Genomic DNA, 21,610 nt, shown 5'->3' with positions numbered 1-21,610 from the left:
ACTTAACTATACTAAACAGCCATATTAGTTGGTAATCTTCTTATACTTAGCACGTTTAGGAGTCGCATCATCGCCCATTGTTTTCTTGCGATACGCTTCAAACTCAGTATAGTTACCGTCGAACCACACAGGGCCTTCTTCTTCGAATGCCAAGATGTGAGTCGCGATACGATCAAGGAACCAGCGATCATGCGAGACCACCATGACGGTACCTGGGAATACTTGAATCGCATCTTCTAGCGCACGTAAGGTTTCGATATCCAAATCGTTTGATGGTTCATCGAGTAGCAATACGTTGGCACCCTGCTTTAGCGTCTTCGCTAATTGCAGACGGTTACGCTCACCACCGGATAGTTGACCGACGTGTTTTTGCTGGTCTGAGCCTTTGAAATTAAAGCGCCCAATATACGCACGGCTTGGCGTGGTGTAGTCACCAACCGTAATAATATCAAGACCATCAGAGACTTCTTCCCACACGGTTTTGTTATCATCTAGATGATCACGTACCTGACCGACATAGGCAACCTTGACACTTTCACCCAAATCAACTGAACCAGTATCTGGCGTATCACGCTCAGTAATCATGTTAAACAGTGTGGTCTTACCCGCACCATTAGGACCGACGATACCAACGATCGCACCCGCTGGTACGTTAAAACTTAGGTTTTCATACAGTAGACGATCGCCAAATGATTTAGAGATATCGTTGATCTCAATAACTTTGTTACCCAAACGTGGGCCTGGTGGAATATAAATCTCAGAGGTCTCATTACGTTTTTGGAACTCAGTTGAGTTCAATTCTTCAAAACGCTGTACACGAGATTTAGATTTGGCTTGTTGGCCTTTTTGGTTTTTACGAATCCACTCAAGCTCTTTTTTCAGCGCTTTAGCAAATGATTCTTCTTGCTTATTCTGCTGCTCTAGACGCGTGTTCTTTTGCTCTAGCCACTCAGTATAGTTGCCTTCATACGGATAACCATGGCCACGATCCAGCTCTAAGATCCACTGAGCAACATTATCCAAGAAATAGCGATCATGGGTAATGGCAACGATAGTACCGCTGTAGTTTTGCAAGAACTGCTCTAGCCATGCGACAGACTCGGCATCCAAATGGTTGGTCGGTTCGTCAAGTAATAGCATATCAGGGCGTGACAATAGCAGACGGCATAGTGCCACACGGCGTTTTTCACCACCTGACAGTTTGCTCACATCAGCATCCCATGGTGGCAGACGTAGTGCATCAGCGGCTTTTTCTAGCTGGTTATTTAAGTTGTGCGCATCCCAAGACTGGATGATATCTTCCATCTTGCCTTGCTCTTCAGCAAGTTTGTCAAAATCAGCATCAGGCTCAGCGTATTCAGCATAAATGGCATCTAGACGAGCGAGCGCGTCTAGTGCTTCGCGCATACCGTCTTCGACATTGCCGCGTACATCTTTGCTGTCATCAAGCTGTGGTTCCTGTGGCAAATAGCCAACTTTGGTACCTGCTTGCGCGCGCGCTTCACCACTAAATTCAGTGTCGACACCAGCCATGATACGTAGCAACGTTGATTTACCTGAACCATTGATACCTAGGACACCAATTTTGGCACCAGGGAAAAACGACAGGTTGATGTTCTTTAGAATTTCACGCTTAGGGGGAACAAGTTTTGACACGTTGTTCATCGTGTAGATATATTGAGCCATTAACACTCCGATAGACTGCATAGAAGAGAACAGCAAATACCACTCAGCAATGATGCCAAGCGTGCTGTACCTCAAAATCAGGGTTACAAATTATAGGTTATTATCGCATTGTGACGCATACCCTGCAAGCTAACAGGTTGTTTTCCCCTTTGTTTTGCTACTTTTGGTATTAAGCCATCTACTTTAGTGATATAAGTGTTCTAAAAGAGTCACTTAAAAGTTCGACTCAATACGCAAACCTAACATTCTGATTCATTAGTGTTTTATAAAAACCACAAAAAGTAGCATCAAAACTTTCGCAAATTTAATCAATAGCCGTTAGCATGTTAGGATAGCTTAATAGCGTTGGACAGATAGTTTGGGGTTATTGTCTACAACATGACTAGTAAGCTACCGCATGACTGACAAGCTGACATAGAATGTGCAACATTCATTTTAACCACAATCATAAAGGTACTGGTAATATGACCACCGGCTATCGCCCTGAAGTTATTCAACGTGCGTTTGTCGATTTTATCGGATCGCGCATCCATCCATTTTGGTCGCTGACGACGCCGAAGCTCAGACTTGTTGCGCGGTATCCATTGAGCGATGATTTGATTGCACTCAGATTTGAGACCAATGGCGCCTTTAGACAGCAATCTTTTAAAGAGACAGAGAGTTGGCAAGGCGGTCAGTATCTTGATTTACGCGTGCTCATCGATGGCGTTTATCATCAGCGCAGCTATTCAATAGTAGGATTGGCAAACCAGCCATTATGGTGGTCAGATGATACCAATACAAAAGCAGCAAAAAGCCGTCGCCATACAGTGACTATCGCCATCAAACCGCAAGGATTGATATCCAATTACCTCGCCAAGCAAATGCCGATGGCTAGCGTCGTTGATACGAGTGTGCCACTGGGTGGTTTTACTTTAGCGAAAACAAGCCTAGATAATAAAAGACTTAATCCTTTGTTGTTTATCGCTGGTGGCAGCGGTATTACGCCCATGTTAGGGCTCATTACCCAAGCGCTAGAGATCGGACATCCAGTGACTCTGCTGCATTATAGTCGTTCTGAACTGTCACAGCTTGAGCACCAGTGGCAACAACTAGGCGATGTACACTCGACCTTTAACTATCATCTGATTCGTACTGACACTCCTGCGACATACTTGGCTGGTGAGCGCTACTTGAGTGCAGATAGCCTGACGGCACTAAATCTGCCTCTAGCAGACACAATAATATTTGCATGTGGCTCACAAACTCTCTTAGCTGGCCTGTACAAAGCGGTAGCAGAGATCAGCTTACTCGAGGGTATCCAGCTACGCGACAATATTATTGTAGAAAACTTCGGTAGTGCGTTACCTGATTTTGAGGGTGATAGTGACCAGATAGATCGACAGCCACAGACAGAAGCGCACACCGTTTATCTACGTGCACGTCAGCGACAGTTTAGCAGTAACACGACTTTACTACTTGCTGCTGAGAGCGCAGATCTACGCCTAGCCTATGGTTGTCGGCAAGGTATTTGCCAGTTGTGCCGCTGCAATAAAGTCAGCGGCGTGGTCAAAAACATCCAAACAGGTAAGCTCAGCAGTGACGGCTACGAGTCTATCCAGACTTGTATCAATATCGCGATGACTGACGTGGTATTAGACGTTTAAGGCGTGTCATTATTGATGGTGTCAGACTTAAGATCTGGCCATTTTAAGCCGACAAAATTTAAAGATACGCTAGTTGATGACATACCTCAGTAGTATTGAAATGAAAATACGACCACTGACCCCTAACTATTGACCTCTTAAAACTAAAAAATAGACTGATGTTAACTCATATTGTATGCTAAAACTCAGATGACTTATTAAACCGGATCCAGTGCTGCTTATTCGTGCCGTTTCGGTTAAGGATTATTTATGCGCTTATTACCACCTATTACTCCAGCACAATCTGCCGTACCTACCTTGACGCCACTATCCGATACACAACGTGCAGCTCAAGGGCAGCTAGCATTAGCCCCAGAGATGTCTGACGCTCATAGCGACGATAAAATAACTGGCAGTGATAACCCGACAAACTTGCCATCACAGTCAGCTCGCTATCCAACACTGAGTAGTGCACCACTCACAAAAACACAAAGTGAGGCTTTAGGAGCAGAGCTAGATACTATCTATAAGAACGTGATGGATTCACTGGGCAGTGATGATGCTCGTTACATTCAGCGAATATATGCCACTGTGGCCTACAGTGAGGTTGCCGCACGTGGCCTTCTTGCCGCAGTAGGACATATGCCGTCGCGGCGCTCACAAGTAGCGACTTGGCTACTGGGCACATCCTTACTGAGCTTTAGCAAGATATTAAACAATATGGAGCTTGGGCACAATGTCATGCATGGGCAATACGACTGGATGCAGCACCCGCATCTCAACAGTCAAAAATTTGACTGGGATATTGTCTGTCCTGCGCCATTATGGCAGCACTCTCACAACTACCTGCATCACACATTTACCAATATTGTTGGTCGTGATCATGATGTCGGTTACCATCTGATCAGGGTCACTGATGAGCAGCCATGGGTACCAGAAGACCGTTATAATTTACTCAGTACGGCAGGGTTGGCACTTGGGTTTGAGTGGGCGGTTGCTTTTCATGATATTCAGATTAGCGCAGATGAGTATGCGGATTCTCCTGAGCTGCACCAAATCATGCAGCAAAAATCTTGTGCCCTATTTGCCAAAATCGGACGGCAAATGGGTAAGGACTATGTTGTATTGCCAACGATAGCAGCAATAACACTAGGACGCCGTAGCGCTGTGAGTACACTGAGTGGTAATGTCACAGCTAATATTGTCCGTAACCTATGGACATGGGCGGTGATTTTTTGTGGTCACTTCACTGAGCAAGCACATATCTACACCCGCCTCGATGCTGATGAAAGCAAAGGCGACTGGTACGTGCGGCAGATCCTTGGTTCTAGCAATATCAAGGGCAGCAAGTGGTTTCATATTTTGACAGGCAATCTATCCCATCAGATTGAGCATCACATCTTTCCTGATATGCCAGCCCGCCACTACGCTAGAATTGCGCCGCAAGTACAAGCCATATGCCACAAATATAATCTGGCATACAACACTGGGCGCTTTAGCACACAGCTTCGACAAGTCTTAGGACGCATTCACCACTTTAGCAAACCTAGCGAACAAGAATGGCAAGCGTACCAGCAGTCGGTATCACGTACGGACAATACTGCCACCAATGATGCTAAATCAGAGATCGAGGACGAAGGTGGACTCAGTCGGTTCTTGCCTCCTGTGGTTCGTAAAGCCATCTCATACGCACGGTAATATATTTAGATTGTTACTCTGATAAATCGATGCCAGATGTTTACGCGCTTAGATATTTAAACGTTTATATGTTTAAGTGCTTAGATAACTGAATACTTAAGTGATTGAGAAATGCCTAGCAGAGACAAGACATTAATAACGTTAACAATCACCCTATCGACCCTTACGGTAAGCGTCTAGAGTATTTAGTATCAATGTTGCATAGTTATATACTCAATTAGCAAAATAGGACTCGATAGGTCCCTACTGCTAGCGCCTTAACACTCAAAAGACCTTTAATTTACAATAAAAATCCGATAATAATAAATGGAGTTTATCAATGAGCAACCAAGTTTCTAAATCAGAATTAGATATTACGCATAATCAGGCAGCAAAACGTTTTGAGACAACTATTGATGGTCAAACTGGCTATATCAGTTATCAAGAGCGTGATGATACGCTTGTCTACGATCACACCATTGTCCCTCAGCAGTTAGGCGGCCAAGGTGTTGGGTCTGCATTGGTTGTACATGCGTTGGACTATGCACGTGCGCAAGATAAGAAAGTCATACCGCAGTGTTCATTTGTAGCCTCATACATCAGCAAACACCCTGAGTATCAAGATTTGATCTAGCCTGTTGTCTATCAGCGCGGCAGTTTTTGTTAAACCATGGTTTTGACAATGAGAGATTAGGGCATATCCCTAATTCAAACGTTTATCACTAAATAGAATAAAAATGGCTAAATCTTTGACAAATGGCGGCAAATAGCTGGTCAATATTTCGATATTATCTGTGCGACTTTCCTTATTTGTCTGCGATTTATCTCATTTTTATCATCATTTTTAAAATAGGGACATACCTTAGGAGACCTGCCCGCACATAACTGTTAATCAACCAATCCGATACAACAATAAAGGTTATTAATATGAGTAGTTTATCTGACAAACAAATCAATCTACAGCTAGAAGACCTTGCTGGTTGGCAGCGTGATGGTAATAGCATCGTCAAGACCTACCACTTTGCTGATTTCATCGAAGCTATGAGCTTTATGAATCAAGCAGCATTTCATGCTGAAGCACTCGAACACCACCCTGAATGGCGCAATACATACAACATAGTAGAAGTACGTTTGACCAATCAGGATACAGGTGGTATTTCTAGTTTGGATATTCGCTTAGCAAAACGAATGGAACATATCGTTCAGCCCAAACGTCTATAGTATTACGCTAAATGCATTAATAAGTAATTTTTTGAGTTAGACATAAAAAAGACCCTAATATTAGGGTCTTTTTTATAATTATGAATTTCTTAGAACGATAAGATTTTTTTACATTTTACGACTAACGAATGCGACGATAAATAAGATGACCGCAACGGCTAAGAAAATGTATGCCAGATTAGCAGATAGTCCTGCAACACCGCCAAAACCTAGTAAGCTTGCTAATAGTGCAACTACTGCGAAAATAATAGCCCAACGAAACATAATATTCTCCTAAAATAATTATTAAAAACCAGATAGTAAACTTTATATGGTATTCATTTAACTTCTTGTTTTTTTAATACCAGTCATATCTGCTTACAAACATAGATTAGCAATATTTTTTTCTAAAGAGCGTACACTTTGGTAATGATATCGGTAGGTTATGTAAACTTTGTAGCAACTCCTGGTATCTTTTATTTTTTATTGTCTTAATAATTACGCTATTTGGGATTATCTAATATCTTTTGATAATCTACTTATTGATTTATAACTGTGTACTTTATAGCTATGCCTATTAGAACTATGTACCTATTAGAAATATAGATAAGTAGCATTAGGATAGATGACCTAACTGTTTTCTGAAACAGATGTTTGGCAATGAAAACTGTAGCGACTCTATAAACTCCTAACCTATTTAAACCACTTGGTTTATAGTTTAAGGTCACATGATCATTCACTCTATTAAGGATAATACCCATGAATACCGAAACGGACACCGCAAAACCATCAAAACAAAGCAACACTGATAACCGCCCTTATGCCGTTATCTTGTATGGCGCAACGAGCTTTGTTGGTCAAATCACTGCTCACTACCTAACCAACTTTTTGTCTAATGCCAAAAACAAAGACGGTTCTAATATCACTTGGGCGATTGCAGGGCGCGACGAAGACAAGCTAAATAAACTACAGTCAAAGCTTGAGAGTAAAGTAGACATTATCATTGCCAACAGCAAAGATTCTGCCAGTCTCGATGACATGACAAAGCAGACACAAGTTATCATCTCAACCGTTGGTCCCTATCTAAAATATGGTGAGCCACTGATAAAATCTTGTGCTGAAAACGGCACTGATTATGTCGACCTTACCGGTGAGGCGATTTTTATTAAAGATATGATGGACAAGTATCAAGATACTGCCAAACAAAGCGGCGCACGTATCGTAAACTCTTGTGGATTTGATTCTATCCCGTCAGACTTGGGCGTTTATTTCTTACAAGAAAAGGCGGAAGAGAAGTTTGGCGAAACTTGTAATGTGATCAATATGCGCGTAAAAGCGGCGAAAGGTGGCATTTCTGGTGGAACGATTGCCTCGATGGCATCGATCTTTGAAGAAGCTGGAGAAGATAAATCACGCCGTAAACAAGTCGCCAACCCTTACTTGCTGAATGACGACGCAGAGGCACCCAATGTACGTCAAGACAATGTCAGCAAACCAAAGTACGATAGCAACCATAAACGTTGGTTAGCGCCTTTTGTGATGGCGACCATTAATACGCGTATTGTCCATCGCAGCAACCAACTACTCAGTTATGAATATGGTCGCGATTTCAAATATGACGAAGCCATGTGGATGCAAGACGGCGTTAAGGGTAAACTATCAAGTTATGCTATGAGTGCAGGGTTGCTGGGTTTCGCTACCGCCATGATGATCAAGCCAAGCCGTGAGTTGTTGTCTAAACATGTCCTTCCTAAGGCAGGGTCAGGCCCGTCTAAAGATGAGCAAGAAAACGGCTATTTCGATATTCGTCATTTTGGAGAAACGGCTAAAAAAGACACCATCACTGTCAAAGTCACAGGTGATAAAGACCCTGGTTATGGCAGTACCTCTCGTATGATTGCACAAGCAGCATTGTGTCTTGCACAAGATGTGAGTAAAGAGGACGTCGGCGGTGGATTTTGGACACCAGCTTCTGCAATGGGGGATAATTTGATATCTCGTCTAGAAGAACACTCAGGTCTGAGCTTTGAGGTTGTCGACGGCTAGTCGCTCGAACAATTTTTAAATAGCGATGGGTTAACGCTTATTACTTTTATGACCGTATCTTGGTAACAAGGTACGGTTTTTTGATGGCTGTACATCTATCAATCTTGCAGTGCATGTTAACAAATACTAATACCGTACTTTTTTAGTAAACAATGTTGCGGCTTTTCGATTTTTTAATACATTATGCTACACATTCCTAGCGTAATGTCACAGCCATGACTGGGGCAGTACGCTAGGATGAAACAGGTCATAAAGTCCGTTCTATAGAAAATAAGAAAGAGACATACAAAAAGGCGTATCAAACTTATAGCGGAAATTTAAAAACAGTTTTGACACGCTAATTATTTAAGAAAAAAGAAAACGAAAAAATAAGTAAACGTATTGGTTAAAGGATTAAGTATTGCTTAAAGAAGTGATACTAGACATAAGAATAGTTCTAGCTTCTTATAAGATAGAGAAACAGCAGGATTGCTAATATTAACTAAAAAGGAAATAACGATGAAATACAATGTATTAACAGCAGCCATATTAAGTTCAGGTTTTGCTTTTTTTGCCAGTTCGGCTAATGCCGCCATGGTGACGGACGGTCATGGCAACGTTGGTTACGACAGCTATGAAGAGTGCGTAACTGCCGTTCGAGATGGCTCAGCCAAATTCTATACCCCATATACGTATCAAAACCCAAAACGCCAAGCTGGTGAAGCAACTGTCGGCAAAATGCGATTGTCTGAAGTTATGATCCCTCAGAGCGTCGTCAATAACAATAATTTGCCTACTAGTAACTATTCAGCTGGTGCTTGTGACTTAGGTGTTGGTCAAGCAAACGGTCGCTATGGTGTATCAGGAGATTTGGTCGGCAAGTACATCCCTATTGCAGCTGACATGCCTGTCAACGTCTACATGGACAGTGCAGGAAACCCTGTACGCCTGAGCATGCAACAATGTGATAACCATTTTGGCGGCAAGTTCCCTACTCCTATCGTAGGTGAGGTAGCAGCGCCAGAAGCACAACTCGCTATCGCTGAAGCACGTAGCGTAGAACCAGTGATGATTGAGACCACCCGTGTCATCCGCCCTACAAGTTACAGAGTTAAAGAAGTTATCCTCGTGCCAGAAAACCAAGTCAAAAGTATTAATACAGCCAGAGGAGATGCCATTGCCATTGAAAACAGTGCCAATGACACGGTTATCGTTGGGAAAAAAGCAGATGCTGATGTTATTAATAATATAGCAGTGACTCAGAGCTATCCTGTGATAGACCTATCTGATGATGCTGATAGTGACAATCAGCAACGCTCAATGAATTCTGATGATACTGAATACATGATTATCCAATAAAAACGGTGATGCATGTACCAATAATCATAGAGCTTGATTTCATAACATCACAAGAATATACCAAGCTGTTAGAACTTTAATGAGTTTACTACTGAAATACCAGCTATATAGCTGGTATTTTGTTTTTACCAATTAGAACAAGGTTAAATCAAAAGCTGATCACATTTATATATGCCCTGATTTAAGTCGGTTTATATTTAATTCGTTTCATATATAGGTCACTTTATATTCAAAGCAGTTTATATCTAAATTACTTATTAATATCTAAGCTATTTATTATAAGTTACCTCATATAAGTTACTTTGTTTAAAACACTTTAGCTGAGTGATTGTATTTGGATATAGATGTTAGGACTTGGGTATATAGATCAGTTTTCAATTATTAATTTATAGGTTTTGGAGCTTTACAATGAAAAAGAACGTTTTATCTTTAATCGTAGGAACTACTCTTATGTTACCAGCTGTAGCAATGGCTGCCCCTATGGGAAACAGTGACATTATGCCAGCAGATATGCGTAGCACGGCCGTTGACAATACTTTACGAGCTGAAATAAAAGGTCCTGATGGTGAGCTACTGGCTACCCAACCTGGCGCTGTTGATATCGATGAGTCTGATGCCGACGATATGGACGACGAAACCGATGACATGGGTGACGAAGCCGATGATATGATGCGTAATAAGGCCAACAATAATGCCGCTTTGAGAAACAACGCCCAGGTATCTACCAATGCTGCAGCAATGACTGCGGCGCCAACTGCTCAAGTTCCTGCACGTAACGTCCAGACACCTAACATGCAGCACAGCAATGCAAACTATCAACCATTGATTGCAGGCGAAGCTGCTTCCGATAACAAGATGGCAGATACCGCTAGTACTTTACAAGAAAAGAAAAAAGACAAGCGCGGTGAATTACTAGCCACACAGCCAGCCAATGTACAGTTCAAAGAAAACCGCCGTATTGCGGTATCGCGTTAAGACTAACGATTTCTTGAGTTAATCAATGTTTTATCACTGATTTACCGAACATAAAAAGGCAGCCATATGGCTGCCTTTTTATGTATTGCGATTGGTATATTACCTATACCGTAGCGTACTTATTTCTTTGTCTTAGTCACGCCAGCTTCTTGTAACAAGGCACCAAGCGTACCCATCTTGCTCGGTGATTCAGCTTTGTCATTTTTGACTGGTTTACTACTGCGGTTACTGTTTGCATTGTCCGGACGCTTGCCGCGTGGTTTAGCGGAACGCTTATCAGTAGCTGGGCGACTATTATTTGGACGGTTGCTATTTGCAGGATTGCTACGTGGACGACTGGTTTTTTCGCCATCCGTATCTGTAGTCGCTGTACGTGCAGGTTTCTCAGATTCAGGTTTCATACTAAAACCGATACGCCCACGTTTTTCATCGATAGAAATAACACGTACCGATACGATATCACCTGGCTTGACGCGGTTCATAGGATCTGCGACAAAGTCATTGGCCATCTGTGAGATATGTACCAGACCATCCTGATGTACCCCTACATCAACGAAACAACCAAAGGCCGTTACATTGGTGACAACACCTTCTAAGACCATGCCTTCGCTAAGATCTTTGATACCATTTACATCATCACGGAAGTTAGCCGTTTTAAACTCAGGACGAGGATCACGAGCAGGTTTAGCAAGCTCTTCGATAATCGCTTTTACGCTGACATTATCATCGTTAGCCGCTAGTGTGGTCGTATCGATGGCATTCAGCACACCATCATTACCGATAACTTCTGGCAACGGCTTACCCGCTTGTGCCAATAAGCTATCGACCAAGGCATAACTTTCTGGATGTACGCCAGTCGCATCTAGTGGATTGCTACCATTATGGATACGCAAGAAGCCTGCTGCTTGCTCAAAAGTTTTAGCACCTAGGCGTGGGACATTTTTGAGTGCTTCACGACTATCAAAGGCGCCATGCTCACGGCGATACGTGACGATTTGCTGTGCCACATTGCGGTTAAGACCTGCTATGTGAGCTAAGATAGCAGGGCTCGCCGTATTGACGTCCACACCAACCGCATTCACGCTGTCTTGAGTGACTTTGTCGAGACTATCCGCTAGCTGGTTCTGGTTCACGTCATGCTGATACTGACCAACACCGATAGCTTTCGGATCGACTTTGACAAGCTCTGATAACGGATCTTGCAGGCGACGTGCGATAGAAACGGCACCGCGTACAGAGACATCTAAGTTAGCAAGCTCATCACTGGCAAGCTCGCTCGCTGAATAGACAGACGCGCCTGACTCATTAACGATAACAGCTTTAGCTTTCAGTGCATCATTTGCCGCTAGAATCTCTTTAATCATCGCATCGGTTTCGCGGCTTGCCGTACCATTACCGATAGCCACTAGGTCTACATTATAAGTGCCTAATAGCTCATCAATGACTGTTTTGGCTTCAGTCATTTTGTTATCAGGTGCAAATGGATAAACCGTCGCGATGACAGGCTTTTCTTCGCTGTCTAGCATCACGTGACCTTGAGCGTTCACGATAGCCATCTTTACGCCATGACGGATACCAGGATCAACGCCCAAAATCACTTTGGGGCCTGCTGGTGCAGACATGAGTAGATGCTGTAAGTTGCTAGCGAATACATCAATCGCATCCGCTTCTGCGGCTAGACGCTTTTCAGTCAACAAGCGATGCTCGATATGCGGACGCCATTTGTCTTTCCACAAGCTACTGGCCGCTTCCGTCAAAAATTCACGACGTGCAGCCGGTGCTTTGGCATCAATATCAAAATTGCTAATGATTTTTTCGATAAAGGGGGCATCCTCGCCTTCAATCTTTAGACCCAAGACGTTCTCTTGACGACCACGTAGCATTGCGAGTAGACGATGATTTGGGAGACGAGCTAGGCTTTCGCTATGTTCAAAATAGTCTTTGAACTTCTCGCCCACTTCGCGCTTTTCTTCGCTCGCAACACTCGATACGATACTGGCAGTTTTGGCAAAACCACTACGCAAGTTATCTAGCAAGCCTAGTGCCTGTGTCCATTCATCAACGATAATTGCCTGTACGCCCGCGAGCTGTTTTTCAATATCGCTAAAATCAACTTCAATCTCATTACCACTATCATCAGTAATACTTGATTGGACTTGATAATCAGTCAATGCGTCAGTCGGAGTGATTTCTTGCGTCAATACTGCTTGTGCAGCAACATCGAGACCTGCGGCACGCGCTTTGGCAGCAGGTGAACGACGACGTGGACGATATGGCAGATAGATATCTTCAAGCTCAAGCTTAGAGGTCGCATTATCGATACGCGCCTGTAGCTCATCAGTCAGATTGCCCTGTGTACTGAGTAGCTCCAAGATCTTGAGGCGACGTGTAGCCATATCACGCTCATAGTTCAAAGACTTCTCTAGTGCACGCAGCTGTGCATCGTCCAGATTTTGCGTCTTTTCTTTGCGGTAACGCGCAATAAAAGGAACAGTCGCGCCTTCATCATAAAGTTTCACAAACGCATTGACTTGAGCAGTCTTAATGCCAAGCGCGCGAGCAAGCTTGTCGTGAATATTCGCGTGTGTGGTTGCATCCAAAACCTGTGCATTTGTCGAGGCTTGAGATGACGTTAAGGTATCAGTGCTACTCATATACGTATCAATCGTTGAGAAATGTAGTTTTGCATTATAGCAAAAGCTGCATGAATAAAAATCCTTTTTATCTTTTCGTTATTTATCGTCTATTTTGTGGCGCAAATCGTTTTGTATCAAACGTTCCATGGCTTCGTTAAACAAACGCATACAGCATTTGTCCTTATGAGTGATGCAATTGGCGGTGCAATCTTATACACTAAAGTATCAATGACACAAATATCGATATGCGTTGACATATTGAACAATAGTTTTTGATTTTGTGACGTATCTATTTTGCCCAATAATTAAATAATGGCAACCAATAGCAATGTTTTACTCATCGCTTTTGACTCGTAGTTTCTGCTAACAATAATTTTTATAAAAGGATGCCTGTATGACTGATAATAACAGCCCAGATACTTTGACTCAGCGTATTTTAGTCGTCGATGACGATGCCCGTCTGCGCTCTTTGCTGCAGCGCTTTCTAGAAGACGACGGGTTTGTGGTTCGTACTGCTCACGATGGCAGTCAAATGGACAAACTCATGCAGCGCGAGCTTTTCTCTCTGGTCGTACTAGATTTGATGTTGCCAGGTGAAGACGGTATCAGTATCTGTAAACGCTTACGCGAAGACAATGCTGACATCCCAATTATCATGCTGACCGCCAAAGGTGGCGATGCAGATCGCATCGCAGGTCTAGAAGCAGGTGCAGATGACTATCTGCCAAAGCCTTTTAATCCAAAAGAGCTATTGGCGCGTATCAAAGCAGTATTACGTCGTCAGAATCGTGAGCTCCCAGGCGCACCAAGTCATCAATTAGAAGTGGTTGAGTTTGGTCCATGGACCCTAGACTTATCAACTCGTACGCTCAAGCGCGACGGCAATGTAGTGACGCTTACCACAGGTGAGTTCTCAGTGCTCAAAGCCTTGGTACAACATCCACGTGAGCCGTTGACACGCGATAAGCTGATGAATCTTGCTCGCGGGCGCGAATGGGGTGCGATGGAGCGATCTATTGACGTACAGGTATCACGTCTACGTCGTCTGATTGAGGATAATCCTTCACAAGCGCGTTATATTCAAACGGTATGGGGTGTCGGCTATGTGTTCGTCCCTGACGAGGCTGAGGCAGACACCGTCAAAAGCGAGTAGCTTCTGACTACTATCATTTTCTTTTAGTAAGGGCCGTGTTCGGTAACTCACAAATACGGTCTATATAATGAGTATTTGTGTGAAGAACTCTGTTATTTTTCAAAATATACCCTGCACGTTAGTGACAGGGTTTTTAGGTGCTGGCAAAACCACAGTGATTAATCAGTTGCTTGCCGCAAAGCCTGATAACGAACGCTGGGCTTTACTGATCAATGAGTTTGGTCGTATCGGTATTGATGGTGCACTCTTAGCAAGCTCACAAGACAGCACGCTTGAGCAAAAGAACATTGCCATTCGTGAAGTCAGTGGCGGCTGTATTTGCTGTACCAGTCAGTTGCCCTTACAAATAGCGATCAGTCGTCTACTCAGTGACCATCATCCACAGCGACTCCTTATCGAGCCTACAGGGTTAGCTCATCCGCGCGAGCTTATATTACAGCTCAGTGCCCCGCACTGGCAGACAGCTTTGAAAATGAGCGCCGTGATCACTGTACTGAGCGCTGAGCAGTGGCAACAAACTAAATACCGTCATCATGATGGCTTTCAAGCGCATATCCGTGATGCCGATGTACTGATCATCAATCGCTATGCTCAATTGAGTAGTAACGAAAAACAATCCTTGGTAGAGTGGATAGCCAAGCTCAATTCACAAGTAAAAATTGTTTGGGCAGTATCTGAACAAGTAGTGCCTGATATAGCAGGCTCGTCAAATACCCCTTTAGCACATAACTACTTAGCAACGCTAAACGAGCAACTGCATAAGCCCAGCGCTATCATTTCAAACCAACGCAAAGTCAACATCGCTCATAATCAAAAACCTACGCTTGGCTCACTGTCACAGCCAAGCACTTTGGGAGTTTCATCATCTTCGAACGGTATTGGGGATGAGGATGAGACTCAAGCTAATACTGATACCGAATTACCCTATCGATATCATGAAGAGCAGCAAGATTTTCAGCTGGCTGGATGGCGATTGCCTACACACTACGTGCTAGACGCTGATGAATTACAAAACTGGCTATTAGCACTGCCAAACTGGCAGCGTATCAAAGGCGTCGTACATACTTCAGATGGCTGGCTGCAACTCAACTTCAATCCTGGCAGTATAACTACCAAGACAATTGATGCACAGACTGACAGTCGGTTGGAGGTTATCTTACAGTTAGGCAATACTGTCGATACAAATATAGAAAAAATAGAGACCGCATCCCATACTAAATCCTCATCAGACTCTGTAGATTGGGAAGCTTTTGATCGAGAGTTGATGGCGATGGTTATACAGTCGCTCTAGAATAAAAGCATTAACACAAAAAAATGAACATAAAAAAGCGACCTCTGCTATGTAGAACAGGGGTCGTTCTTTTGTGCTCATTCTGACTTCTCTTACCCAAAGTTGCTTAGCTCTTGCTAAAACCATTCAATTAACGCAATTGACTGTCTTTACTACCACGGCGATTGAACAGTTCCGCAGCTTTTGCTTCTTGTTCAAGCTCGGTCTGACAGCTGACACAGTGTTGAATACCAGGAACCGCTAATCGCCGCGCTTCTGGAATAGGGTTACCACATTCATCACATAGCTCAGCACTGATACCTGTAGGCAGCGAACGTCGTGCTCGCTCTAACGCATCGTTGACCGTTGCGTCCATCTGCTCGTGCTCAGCACCATCTCTTGACCAACCACCTGCCATAATCTCATCCTATTTATTTGTCATAATTAGACAATACAAAAGTCTTTAATAACAGATAGATGGGGCTGGTTTTACTGGATTGCAACCTGATAACAACCACTGTATCGTAAATATAACTCGGCAATATTAATTAAAATATTTCGCTGTTAGTTTTTAGGCTGTAGCTCAACAACTTGCCCGCGCACGCCAATGCTGTCGTCACTCATCAGACAGACATAACCTGCCATAATATCCTCAGGTGTTTTTAAACTCATAGGGTTTTCACCTGGATAAGCATGAGCACGCATATTAGTGCGCGTACCGCCAGGATTCACGCAATTAAAACGTAAGTTTGTGGTGTTTTGCGTCTCCTGCGTAAATATATCGCTCATACCCTCTACTGCTTGTTTTGAGAGCGCATAAGCGCCCCAAAATGCGCGAGGATGCGTACCTACTGTACTAGAGGTAAAGACGATAGAGCCGTGATCAGCATCTTTCAATAAGGGAAGCAGGGCTTGGGTGAGCATAAAGGTCGCCGTAAAGTTAACCTTCATCACTTCAGCAAACGTATCGACGTCGTACATCTCAAGCGGGGTCAGTTGCCCAAGCACACCAGCATTATGCAATATGCCATCCAGCTGACCCACTTCTTTGTCGATCAATCCTTCTAACTGCTGCATCTCAGCATAAGTCGCCCCTTCTAGATTCATAGGCAACATTGCAGGCTGCTTACCACCCAGACTTTCGATCTCATCATAGACATATTCAAGCTTGCTACTGGTCCGTCCTAGCAATAGGACTGTGGCACCATAACGAGCATAGGTCAAAGCGGCAACACGGCCGATACCATCACCTGCGCCAGTCACCAAGATAGTCTTACCATCTAGGCAATTGCTAAGTGGCACAAAACTACGAATATCATCATGAGTCAAAGGCTGGAGACGACTGTGGACGGTTTTTTGGTTGTCTTGCTGACTGTTTTGTTGATTGGCTGGCTGGTCAATATGGTCACTCATAGCGTTGCTCACTACTTATCATTTATTATCATGGAATCGTTAAAATATGTGCTTGTCTTTATAGACTGAAATATACCAATAGCTGATAGCTATAAAACTAAAAACTAAAAACTAAAAACTAAAAATTTATAAATAATCAAATTTGCCAGAAGACAACAGCAGTTTGTTTAATTGCTCAGGGGTATCAGCAATATAATCAGCACCCCACTTTTTCAAAGACTTCTGATCTTCAGGCGGAATATAACCATAAGCGGCCAAAATCGTTGGCATACCAGCCGCATTGCCTGCTTCTATATCACGTATATGGTCACCGACGTATAGGACACAACCAGCTGCGCCGCGAGGAATCCCTAGCTTCTCTAATGCCATATACATCGGCTCTGGATCAGGCTTTGATCGGGACACATCATCAGGGCATACCAGAGCGGCACAGCGATCATCTAGTTGCATTTCGCTTAATAGCTTTTCTGCCAGATAACGGGGCTTGTTAGTGACAATTCCCCATGGAACACCTTTTTCTTCCAAATCAGTCAGTACCGCTTCGAGCTCATGAAACACACAGCTGTCCACACAAATATCTGCTTCATAGTCGTCTAAAAACTGCTGACGAAAATCAAGCAATGCGTCATCGCTAACCTCAAGTTGATCATTGTGTCTGAGCATCAATTGCACCATAGCTGACGCACCCGCCGAGACTTGCTCACGGATTGCTGCCTCAGGCGGCGCTTGCCAGTTATTCTCCAAACTCATTTTGCCAATGATACGAACAAAATCAGCAGCAGTATCGATTAACGTCCCATCAAGGTCGAATAAAACAGCTTTTACGAATTGGGTCATAGTGAATGCTCTTGAGATTGATCATGTATTTAGTGAATTACAGTGAATAGAGGTAATTGACGCCAGTATCAAGCCAATGGCTTTTGGACTGCCATCATATAATTAACATCGACGTTTTGGGCAAGCCAATAACGCTTAGTCAATGGATTGTAATGCAAGCCAATAATATCTTGACGGACAAACCCCGTGTCTATTGCCATCTTGTCTAATTCAGCTGGCGTGATGAACTTGGCATAGTCATGGGTACCGCGATCAAGCAATCGTAGTACGTACTCCGCCCCCACGATAGCAAACAGATACGACTTGGGGTTTCGGTTGATTGTCGACAGCACACAGACACCGCCAGGGGCTAGCAGCTCATAACAAGCCTGCACAATCGAGCTGGGATCAGGAACGTGCTCAAGCATTTCCATACAGGTTACGACATCGAACTGACCCGCATGCGTCTTTGCCAGCGCTTCTACTGGGATATGCTGGTAGCGTAAAGTGCTTTCTAATCCACTTTGTTCTGCGTGCAACGCCGCCGCTTTCAAGTTTTCGGTACCTAGGTCGATTCCTGTCACATCAGCATTGCGACGTGCCATAGACTCTGCCAATATGCCACCGCCGCAGCCAACATCAAGTACTTTTTTTCCAGCAAGTCCTTGTTCAGCTGTTTTGGCAGGCGTACCATTATTACTAGTATCACCCTGATAGCCACGTTTGATGTTTTCTTCTATCCAGTTCAAACGTAATGGATTGATCTCATGCAGAGTGGCAAAGGCACCTGTATTGCTCCACCATTCGCTTGCCAAATTATTGAATTTCTCGACTTCGCTAGGATCTACATTGACAGTATTAGCCGATTTATTATTTATGTTTTCGTCGTTTGAAGATGACGAAGCAGGTAAGGCTGAGCTCATAGGATTGTCCTTGATTACTATTATAGTTGTTATCGTATGCAGTGCACGATTATGTGTTCAATATTAGCATGGCAGCTGCGAATTTGTCGTAAGTACATCGTCACTGATTGTGAATAGGTTTGGTAAATACACATTTTTTATGAGTTATCACCTTGTCGCAGGCATTATTTGTTCGCATTATTCGTAATCATCACGGAGCAAGGATCATGATAAGTGTTGGCGAGACAAGGCCAAACAAGCTAAGACTGAAAAGCGCTAAGCAATATGTCTTCAATAATAGCTAACAGCTTTACAACTGTCGGTTAAGAATCCGATTCACAAGTGTATGCATTTTGCGTTATCATAGTCGATACCTTAATACTGCTGTATCGTTCGACTATACTTGGCGCTGCATCATTCAAACACGGTGAAAACTGCATATTGCAAATATCATGCGTTTGAAAGCCACCAGTGCATAAACCTCTTAACGAACTCCAAATCCCTACACCTCAAGGATAAAGTATGAAACGTGTCATGACACTGACTGGTCTAGCGATGGCCATTGGGCTTGCTTCTATGGGCGCACAAGCTGCGGACTATGTCGCTGGAAAAGATTATCGCGTACTAGACAATCCAGAAACCATCAGCGGTGATGCTATCATTGTTCGTGAGTTTTTCTGGTATGGCTGCCCGCATTGTAATGTTCTTGATCCGCATATGGAAAAATGGGCAAAAACCAAAGACAAAGATGTCGTGTTTTTTAGAACACCAGCAGCGCTCAACCCTGTTTGGGAAGCCAATGCACGTGGTTTTTACTCCGCTCAGCTTTTGGGCTTTGAAGACAAAACTCATGCTGCGTTGTTTGATGCCATCCATAAAGACGGCAAAAAACTGTTTGATCAATCATCATTGAGCAAATGGTATGCATCAAAAGGGGTGAACGAGAAGAAATTCAACAGTCTTTATAACTCATTTGCAGTGGGTACAAAAATTGGTCGCTCACAAGCAGGTGCTAAACGTTATCAACTGTCTGGCGTACCAGCCGTCGTTGTACAAGGCAAATATGTGGTAACTGGTGAAGATGCTAAAGTACCTAAAGTTGTTGAATATTTAGTCGATAAAGCGCGTGCTGAGAAAAAATAATTGAAGCAAGTGCAAATCGAAACAACCTAGTGAACCTAGTGATACATACAATATGAATCACTAGGTGATAAAAAAAAGCCAATCATAATTGATTGGCTTTTTTATGCTCTAAAATATAATCGATATTATTATGTGTGTCTATTTTTTCAACTGCGACAAAATCGCTACTTCGCGTATATAGCTTGCCAAATCTTCTTTCGATTCTGCCAGTAGCTCATCGTCTTGCATATGCTTGGCATACTCAATCCATAGCAGTAATTGATACATACTGTTGTGCTCAGAAGCTTTGTATTGCTTGACGAATTGCTTGAGCGTTCCTTCATCATTGATATTTAAACGATCGTACCAGCTTTCTATTTTAGAGACTTGCTCTTTTGGAAAGAATGCATCAAACAATGCTTTGACAAGTTCGTGACGGTTTTCTTCACTGATAAGTTTGCCAACGCGCTTAGTCTGACGGTTGCGAGCATTAGCACTGGTAATGTCAGCCAATGCCATGAGCTCAGCCATAAAGTAATCACTGGCAGGTAGAGTCTTTAGCTGCTTTTTTGATAAGCTTGCGAGCGGTATAGACAATTGCTGTAAACGCTCATGGGCTTTTTTGAGTTCTGTGCGCGAGACGCGCATGTCCTGTTCTTTCCAGTCGATCATAAAAGCGTTCCAAAATAATAAGTAATAAAATGAATAGGGTCGAAATGGATTACCAACGGCTTTTTTCGCGGTGCTTTGCCAATACTTTGACGCCTTGTGGCATGGTATCAGTGAGGCGGCGCTGCAGGTGATCAGTAATAAATACTGAACGATGTTTACCGCCTGTACAGCCAATGGCAACGGTTACCGTATGACGATTATTGTGCAAGAACTCGGGCAGCCAGCGCGTCAAAAACTTATCAATGTCATTGAGCATCTCTGTCACTTCAGGATAGTCGCTAAAAAAGGCATCCACTTCAACGTCAAGACCAGTCGATGCGCGCAGCTTAGGATTCCAATGCGGATTGGGTAAGATCCTAACGTCAAATACAAAGTCCGCATCAATGGGACTGCCATATTTAAAACCAAAAGATAGCAAATTAATGACGATTTGATTGTCCACACCAACATGTTCGCGCAAGCTGTCTTTTAGCTGATGGATGTTTAAACTACTGGTATCGATGGTGATATCTGCATGAGCAGAAATTGGCTCCAACAGCTCTACTTCTTTTTTGAGTGCAGCAGGCAAATTAAATGCAATGTGTCTGGCGTTGTCGCTATCGACATCTTGAGACATTAGCGGATGGACGCGGCGCGTCGCATTAAAACGTGCAATTAGCGTACTCTCTTGCGCTGTCACATATAGGACTTGTACTGCCTGCGCCCCATAAGTTTTTCGTAATAACTCATGTGTTGCTGCAAAGTTAGACAGATCAGCGCGCGGCGTGCGAATATCAACCCCAAGGGCAATACGATTGATACCGCTCTCACCAATCAGCTTGTGTGCCGCATTGGGTAACAATGACAAGGGTAGATTATCAATAGAATAATATCCCAGATCTTCTAGAATGTTCAACACCGAGGTTTTCCCCGATCCTGAACGACCTGATACCACCAAGATGCTGAGCTTATCGGTTGATACTTGAGGCGTTGTCGATGCTGTATTATTATCGCTTTGATCCTGACGTGTATCCATGCTCTATTCATCCCATCTAGTACATTACGGTATAAAAAAGCTAACCCATTGTCATTAACTGATA

At 43.4% G+C, this 21,610-nt stretch carries 19 protein-coding genes; 10 read left to right on the top strand and 9 right to left on the bottom strand.

Annotated features, from left to right (window positions below; all coding sequences use genetic code 11):
* Window positions 1-24 precede the first annotated feature (24 nt).
* Window positions 25-1,686: an energy-dependent translational throttle protein EttA gene (gene ettA / locus ACTXGL_RS04335; RefSeq protein ID WP_102090906.1), complete on the bottom strand. Its 1,662-nt coding sequence runs from the start codon at window positions 1,684-1,686 to the stop codon at window positions 25-27.
* 464 nt (window positions 1,687-2,150) lie between these two features.
* On the opposite strand from ettA, the gene ACTXGL_RS04330 reads away from it, so the two are divergent.
* From ACTXGL_RS04330 to ACTXGL_RS04315, 4 genes are all read left to right on the top strand, one after another.
* Window positions 2,151-3,332: a flavin reductase family protein gene (locus ACTXGL_RS04330; protein ID WP_443525128.1), complete on the top strand. Its 1,182-nt coding sequence runs from the start codon at window positions 2,151-2,153 to the stop codon at window positions 3,330-3,332.
* 249 nt (window positions 3,333-3,581) lie between these two features.
* Entirely contained in the window at window positions 3,582-5,009 is a 1,428-nt protein-coding gene (locus tag ACTXGL_RS04325; protein ID WP_443525126.1) for a fatty acid desaturase family protein, read from the top strand.
* 319 nt (window positions 5,010-5,328) lie between these two features.
* Window positions 5,329-5,622 (top strand): GNAT family N-acetyltransferase, encoded by a 294-nt coding sequence (locus ACTXGL_RS04320; RefSeq protein ID WP_443525125.1) that lies wholly within the window; start codon window positions 5,329-5,331, stop codon window positions 5,620-5,622.
* 293 nt (window positions 5,623-5,915) lie between these two features.
* A complete protein-coding gene (locus tag ACTXGL_RS04315; protein WP_319052233.1) occupies window positions 5,916-6,209 on the top strand; it encodes a 4a-hydroxytetrahydrobiopterin dehydratase in 294 nt (97 codons plus the stop codon).
* Between the two features lie 108 nt (window positions 6,210-6,317).
* Here ACTXGL_RS04315 and ACTXGL_RS04310 read toward each other — a convergent pair whose 3' ends face one another.
* Window positions 6,318-6,473, bottom strand: a complete 156-nt coding sequence (locus ACTXGL_RS04310) for a DUF1328 domain-containing protein (RefSeq protein WP_114701374.1) — start codon at window positions 6,471-6,473, stop codon at window positions 6,318-6,320.
* A 474-nt stretch (window positions 6,474-6,947) separates the two neighbouring features.
* Between ACTXGL_RS04310 and ACTXGL_RS04305 the strand changes: the two genes are divergently transcribed.
* The 3 genes from ACTXGL_RS04305 (at window position 6,948) to ACTXGL_RS04295 (ending at window position 10,547) form a co-directional block, all read left to right on the top strand.
* The gene (locus ACTXGL_RS04305) at window positions 6,948-8,234 is read left to right on the top strand and encodes a saccharopine dehydrogenase family protein (protein WP_443525124.1); all 1,287 of its coding nucleotides are present in this window, start codon (window positions 6,948-6,950) and stop codon (window positions 8,232-8,234) included.
* A gap of 498 nt (window positions 8,235-8,732) precedes the next feature.
* Window positions 8,733-9,572 carry a hypothetical protein gene (locus ACTXGL_RS04300; protein WP_443525122.1) on the top strand — a complete coding sequence of 280 codons (840 nt, stop codon included), beginning with the start codon at window positions 8,733-8,735 and terminating at the stop codon, window positions 9,570-9,572.
* 450 nt (window positions 9,573-10,022) lie between these two features.
* The gene (locus ACTXGL_RS04295) at window positions 10,023-10,547 is read left to right on the top strand and encodes a hypothetical protein (protein WP_443525121.1); all 525 of its coding nucleotides are present in this window, start codon (window positions 10,023-10,025) and stop codon (window positions 10,545-10,547) included.
* 119 nt (window positions 10,548-10,666) lie between these two features.
* Here ACTXGL_RS04295 and ACTXGL_RS04290 read toward each other — a convergent pair whose 3' ends face one another.
* Entirely contained in the window at window positions 10,667-13,201 is a 2,535-nt protein-coding gene (locus tag ACTXGL_RS04290) for a Tex family protein (RefSeq protein ID WP_443525119.1), read from the bottom strand.
* Window positions 13,202-13,577: 376 nt separating this feature from the next.
* Here ACTXGL_RS04290 and ompR point away from each other — a divergent pair, with 376 nt between their 5' ends.
* Both ompR and ACTXGL_RS04280 read left to right on the top strand, forming a co-directional pair.
* Window positions 13,578-14,336 (top strand): osmolarity response regulator transcription factor OmpR, encoded by a 759-nt coding sequence (gene ompR, locus ACTXGL_RS04285; protein ID WP_319050677.1) that lies wholly within the window; start codon window positions 13,578-13,580, stop codon window positions 14,334-14,336.
* A gap of 79 nt (window positions 14,337-14,415) precedes the next feature.
* The gene (locus tag ACTXGL_RS04280) at window positions 14,416-15,627 is read left to right on the top strand and encodes a CobW family GTP-binding protein (RefSeq protein ID WP_443525116.1); all 1,212 of its coding nucleotides are present in this window, start codon (window positions 14,416-14,418) and stop codon (window positions 15,625-15,627) included.
* A 130-nt stretch (window positions 15,628-15,757) separates the two neighbouring features.
* On the opposite strand, the gene ACTXGL_RS04275 is transcribed toward ACTXGL_RS04280, so the two are convergent.
* The 4 genes from ACTXGL_RS04275 to ubiG all read right to left on the bottom strand — a co-directional run bounded on the left by ACTXGL_RS04275 (window position 15,758) and on the right by ubiG (window position 18,758).
* On the bottom strand, window positions 15,758-16,024 hold the full coding sequence (locus tag ACTXGL_RS04275) for a DksA/TraR family C4-type zinc finger protein (protein ID WP_201600864.1): 267 nt from the start codon (window positions 16,022-16,024) through the stop codon (window positions 15,758-15,760).
* Window positions 16,025-16,170: 146 nt separating this feature from the next.
* Window positions 16,171-17,019, bottom strand: a complete 849-nt coding sequence (locus ACTXGL_RS04270; protein WP_443525114.1) for a YciK family oxidoreductase — start codon at window positions 17,017-17,019, stop codon at window positions 16,171-16,173.
* A gap of 126 nt (window positions 17,020-17,145) precedes the next feature.
* Complete coding sequence (locus ACTXGL_RS04265; RefSeq protein ID WP_319050680.1) at window positions 17,146-17,856, bottom strand: HAD family hydrolase; 711 nt, start codon at window positions 17,854-17,856, stop codon at window positions 17,146-17,148.
* Window positions 17,857-17,924: 68 nt separating this feature from the next.
* A complete protein-coding gene (gene ubiG, locus ACTXGL_RS04260) occupies window positions 17,925-18,758 on the bottom strand; it encodes a bifunctional 2-polyprenyl-6-hydroxyphenol methylase/3-demethylubiquinol 3-O-methyltransferase UbiG (protein ID WP_443525113.1) in 834 nt (277 codons plus the stop codon).
* A 501-nt stretch (window positions 18,759-19,259) separates the two neighbouring features.
* On the opposite strand from ubiG, the gene ACTXGL_RS04255 reads away from it, so the two are divergent.
* Window positions 19,260-19,880 (top strand): thiol:disulfide interchange protein DsbA/DsbL, encoded by a 621-nt coding sequence (locus ACTXGL_RS04255; protein ID WP_443525112.1) that lies wholly within the window; start codon window positions 19,260-19,262, stop codon window positions 19,878-19,880.
* A gap of 138 nt (window positions 19,881-20,018) precedes the next feature.
* Here the strand turns inward: ACTXGL_RS04255 and yjgA are convergent, their stop codons facing one another.
* Window positions 20,019-20,531: a ribosome biogenesis factor YjgA gene (gene yjgA, locus ACTXGL_RS04250; RefSeq protein ID WP_319050683.1), complete on the bottom strand. Its 513-nt coding sequence runs from the start codon at window positions 20,529-20,531 to the stop codon at window positions 20,019-20,021.
* A 49-nt stretch (window positions 20,532-20,580) separates the two neighbouring features.
* Entirely contained in the window at window positions 20,581-21,546 is a 966-nt protein-coding gene (gene rapZ, locus ACTXGL_RS04245) for an RNase adapter RapZ (RefSeq protein WP_443525110.1), read from the bottom strand.
* Window positions 21,547-21,610 lie beyond the last annotated feature (64 nt).

It is taken from the genome of Psychrobacter sp. T6-6 (genome assembly GCF_052258185.1).
Taxonomy (GTDB): Bacteria; Pseudomonadota; Gammaproteobacteria; order Pseudomonadales; family Moraxellaceae; genus Psychrobacter.
The sequence above is the reverse complement of the archived record's forward strand: the minus strand, read 5'-3'. Positions and strand labels throughout refer to the sequence as shown.

What these genes read in the sequence shown, in the direction of transcription:
- ACTXGL_RS04295 (WP_443525121.1), top strand. Translation starts at nt 10,023, where the DNA reads ATGTTACCAGCTGTAGCAATGGCTGCCCCTATGGGAAACAGTGACATT.
- ACTXGL_RS04315 (WP_319052233.1), top strand. Translation starts at nt 5,916, where the DNA reads ATGAGTAGTTTATCTGACAAACAAATCAATCTACAGCTAGAAGACCTT.
- ettA (WP_102090906.1), bottom strand. Translation starts at nt 1,686, where the DNA reads ATGGCTCAATATATCTACACGATGAACAACGTGTCAAAACTTGTTCCC.
- ACTXGL_RS04305 (WP_443525124.1), top strand. Translation starts at nt 6,948, where the DNA reads ATGAATACCGAAACGGACACCGCAAAACCATCAAAACAAAGCAACACT.
- ACTXGL_RS04310 (WP_114701374.1), bottom strand. Translation starts at nt 6,473, where the DNA reads ATGTTTCGTTGGGCTATTATTTTCGCAGTAGTTGCACTATTAGCAAGC.
- ACTXGL_RS04300 (WP_443525122.1), top strand. Translation starts at nt 8,733, where the DNA reads ATGAAATACAATGTATTAACAGCAGCCATATTAAGTTCAGGTTTTGCT.
- ACTXGL_RS04290 (WP_443525119.1), bottom strand. Translation starts at nt 13,201, where the DNA reads ATGAGTAGCACTGATACCTTAACGTCATCTCAAGCCTCGACAAATGCA.
- rapZ (WP_443525110.1), bottom strand. Translation starts at nt 21,546, where the DNA reads ATGGATACACGTCAGGATCAAAGCGATAATAATACAGCATCGACAACG.
- ACTXGL_RS04320 (WP_443525125.1), top strand. Translation starts at nt 5,329, where the DNA reads ATGAGCAACCAAGTTTCTAAATCAGAATTAGATATTACGCATAATCAG.
- ubiG (WP_443525113.1), bottom strand. Translation starts at nt 18,758, where the DNA reads ATGAGCTCAGCCTTACCTGCTTCGTCATCTTCAAACGACGAAAACATA.
- ACTXGL_RS04275 (WP_201600864.1), bottom strand. Translation starts at nt 16,024, where the DNA reads ATGGCAGGTGGTTGGTCAAGAGATGGTGCTGAGCACGAGCAGATGGAC.
- ACTXGL_RS04265 (WP_319050680.1), bottom strand. Translation starts at nt 17,856, where the DNA reads ATGACCCAATTCGTAAAAGCTGTTTTATTCGACCTTGATGGGACGTTA.
- ACTXGL_RS04325 (WP_443525126.1), top strand. Translation starts at nt 3,582, where the DNA reads ATGCGCTTATTACCACCTATTACTCCAGCACAATCTGCCGTACCTACC.
- ACTXGL_RS04270 (WP_443525114.1), bottom strand. Translation starts at nt 17,019, where the DNA reads ATGAGTGACCATATTGACCAGCCAGCCAATCAACAAAACAGTCAGCAA.
- yjgA (WP_319050683.1), bottom strand. Translation starts at nt 20,531, where the DNA reads ATGATCGACTGGAAAGAACAGGACATGCGCGTCTCGCGCACAGAACTC.
- ompR (WP_319050677.1), top strand. Translation starts at nt 13,578, where the DNA reads ATGACTGATAATAACAGCCCAGATACTTTGACTCAGCGTATTTTAGTC.
- ACTXGL_RS04255 (WP_443525112.1), top strand. Translation starts at nt 19,260, where the DNA reads ATGAAACGTGTCATGACACTGACTGGTCTAGCGATGGCCATTGGGCTT.
- ACTXGL_RS04330 (WP_443525128.1), top strand. Translation starts at nt 2,151, where the DNA reads ATGACCACCGGCTATCGCCCTGAAGTTATTCAACGTGCGTTTGTCGAT.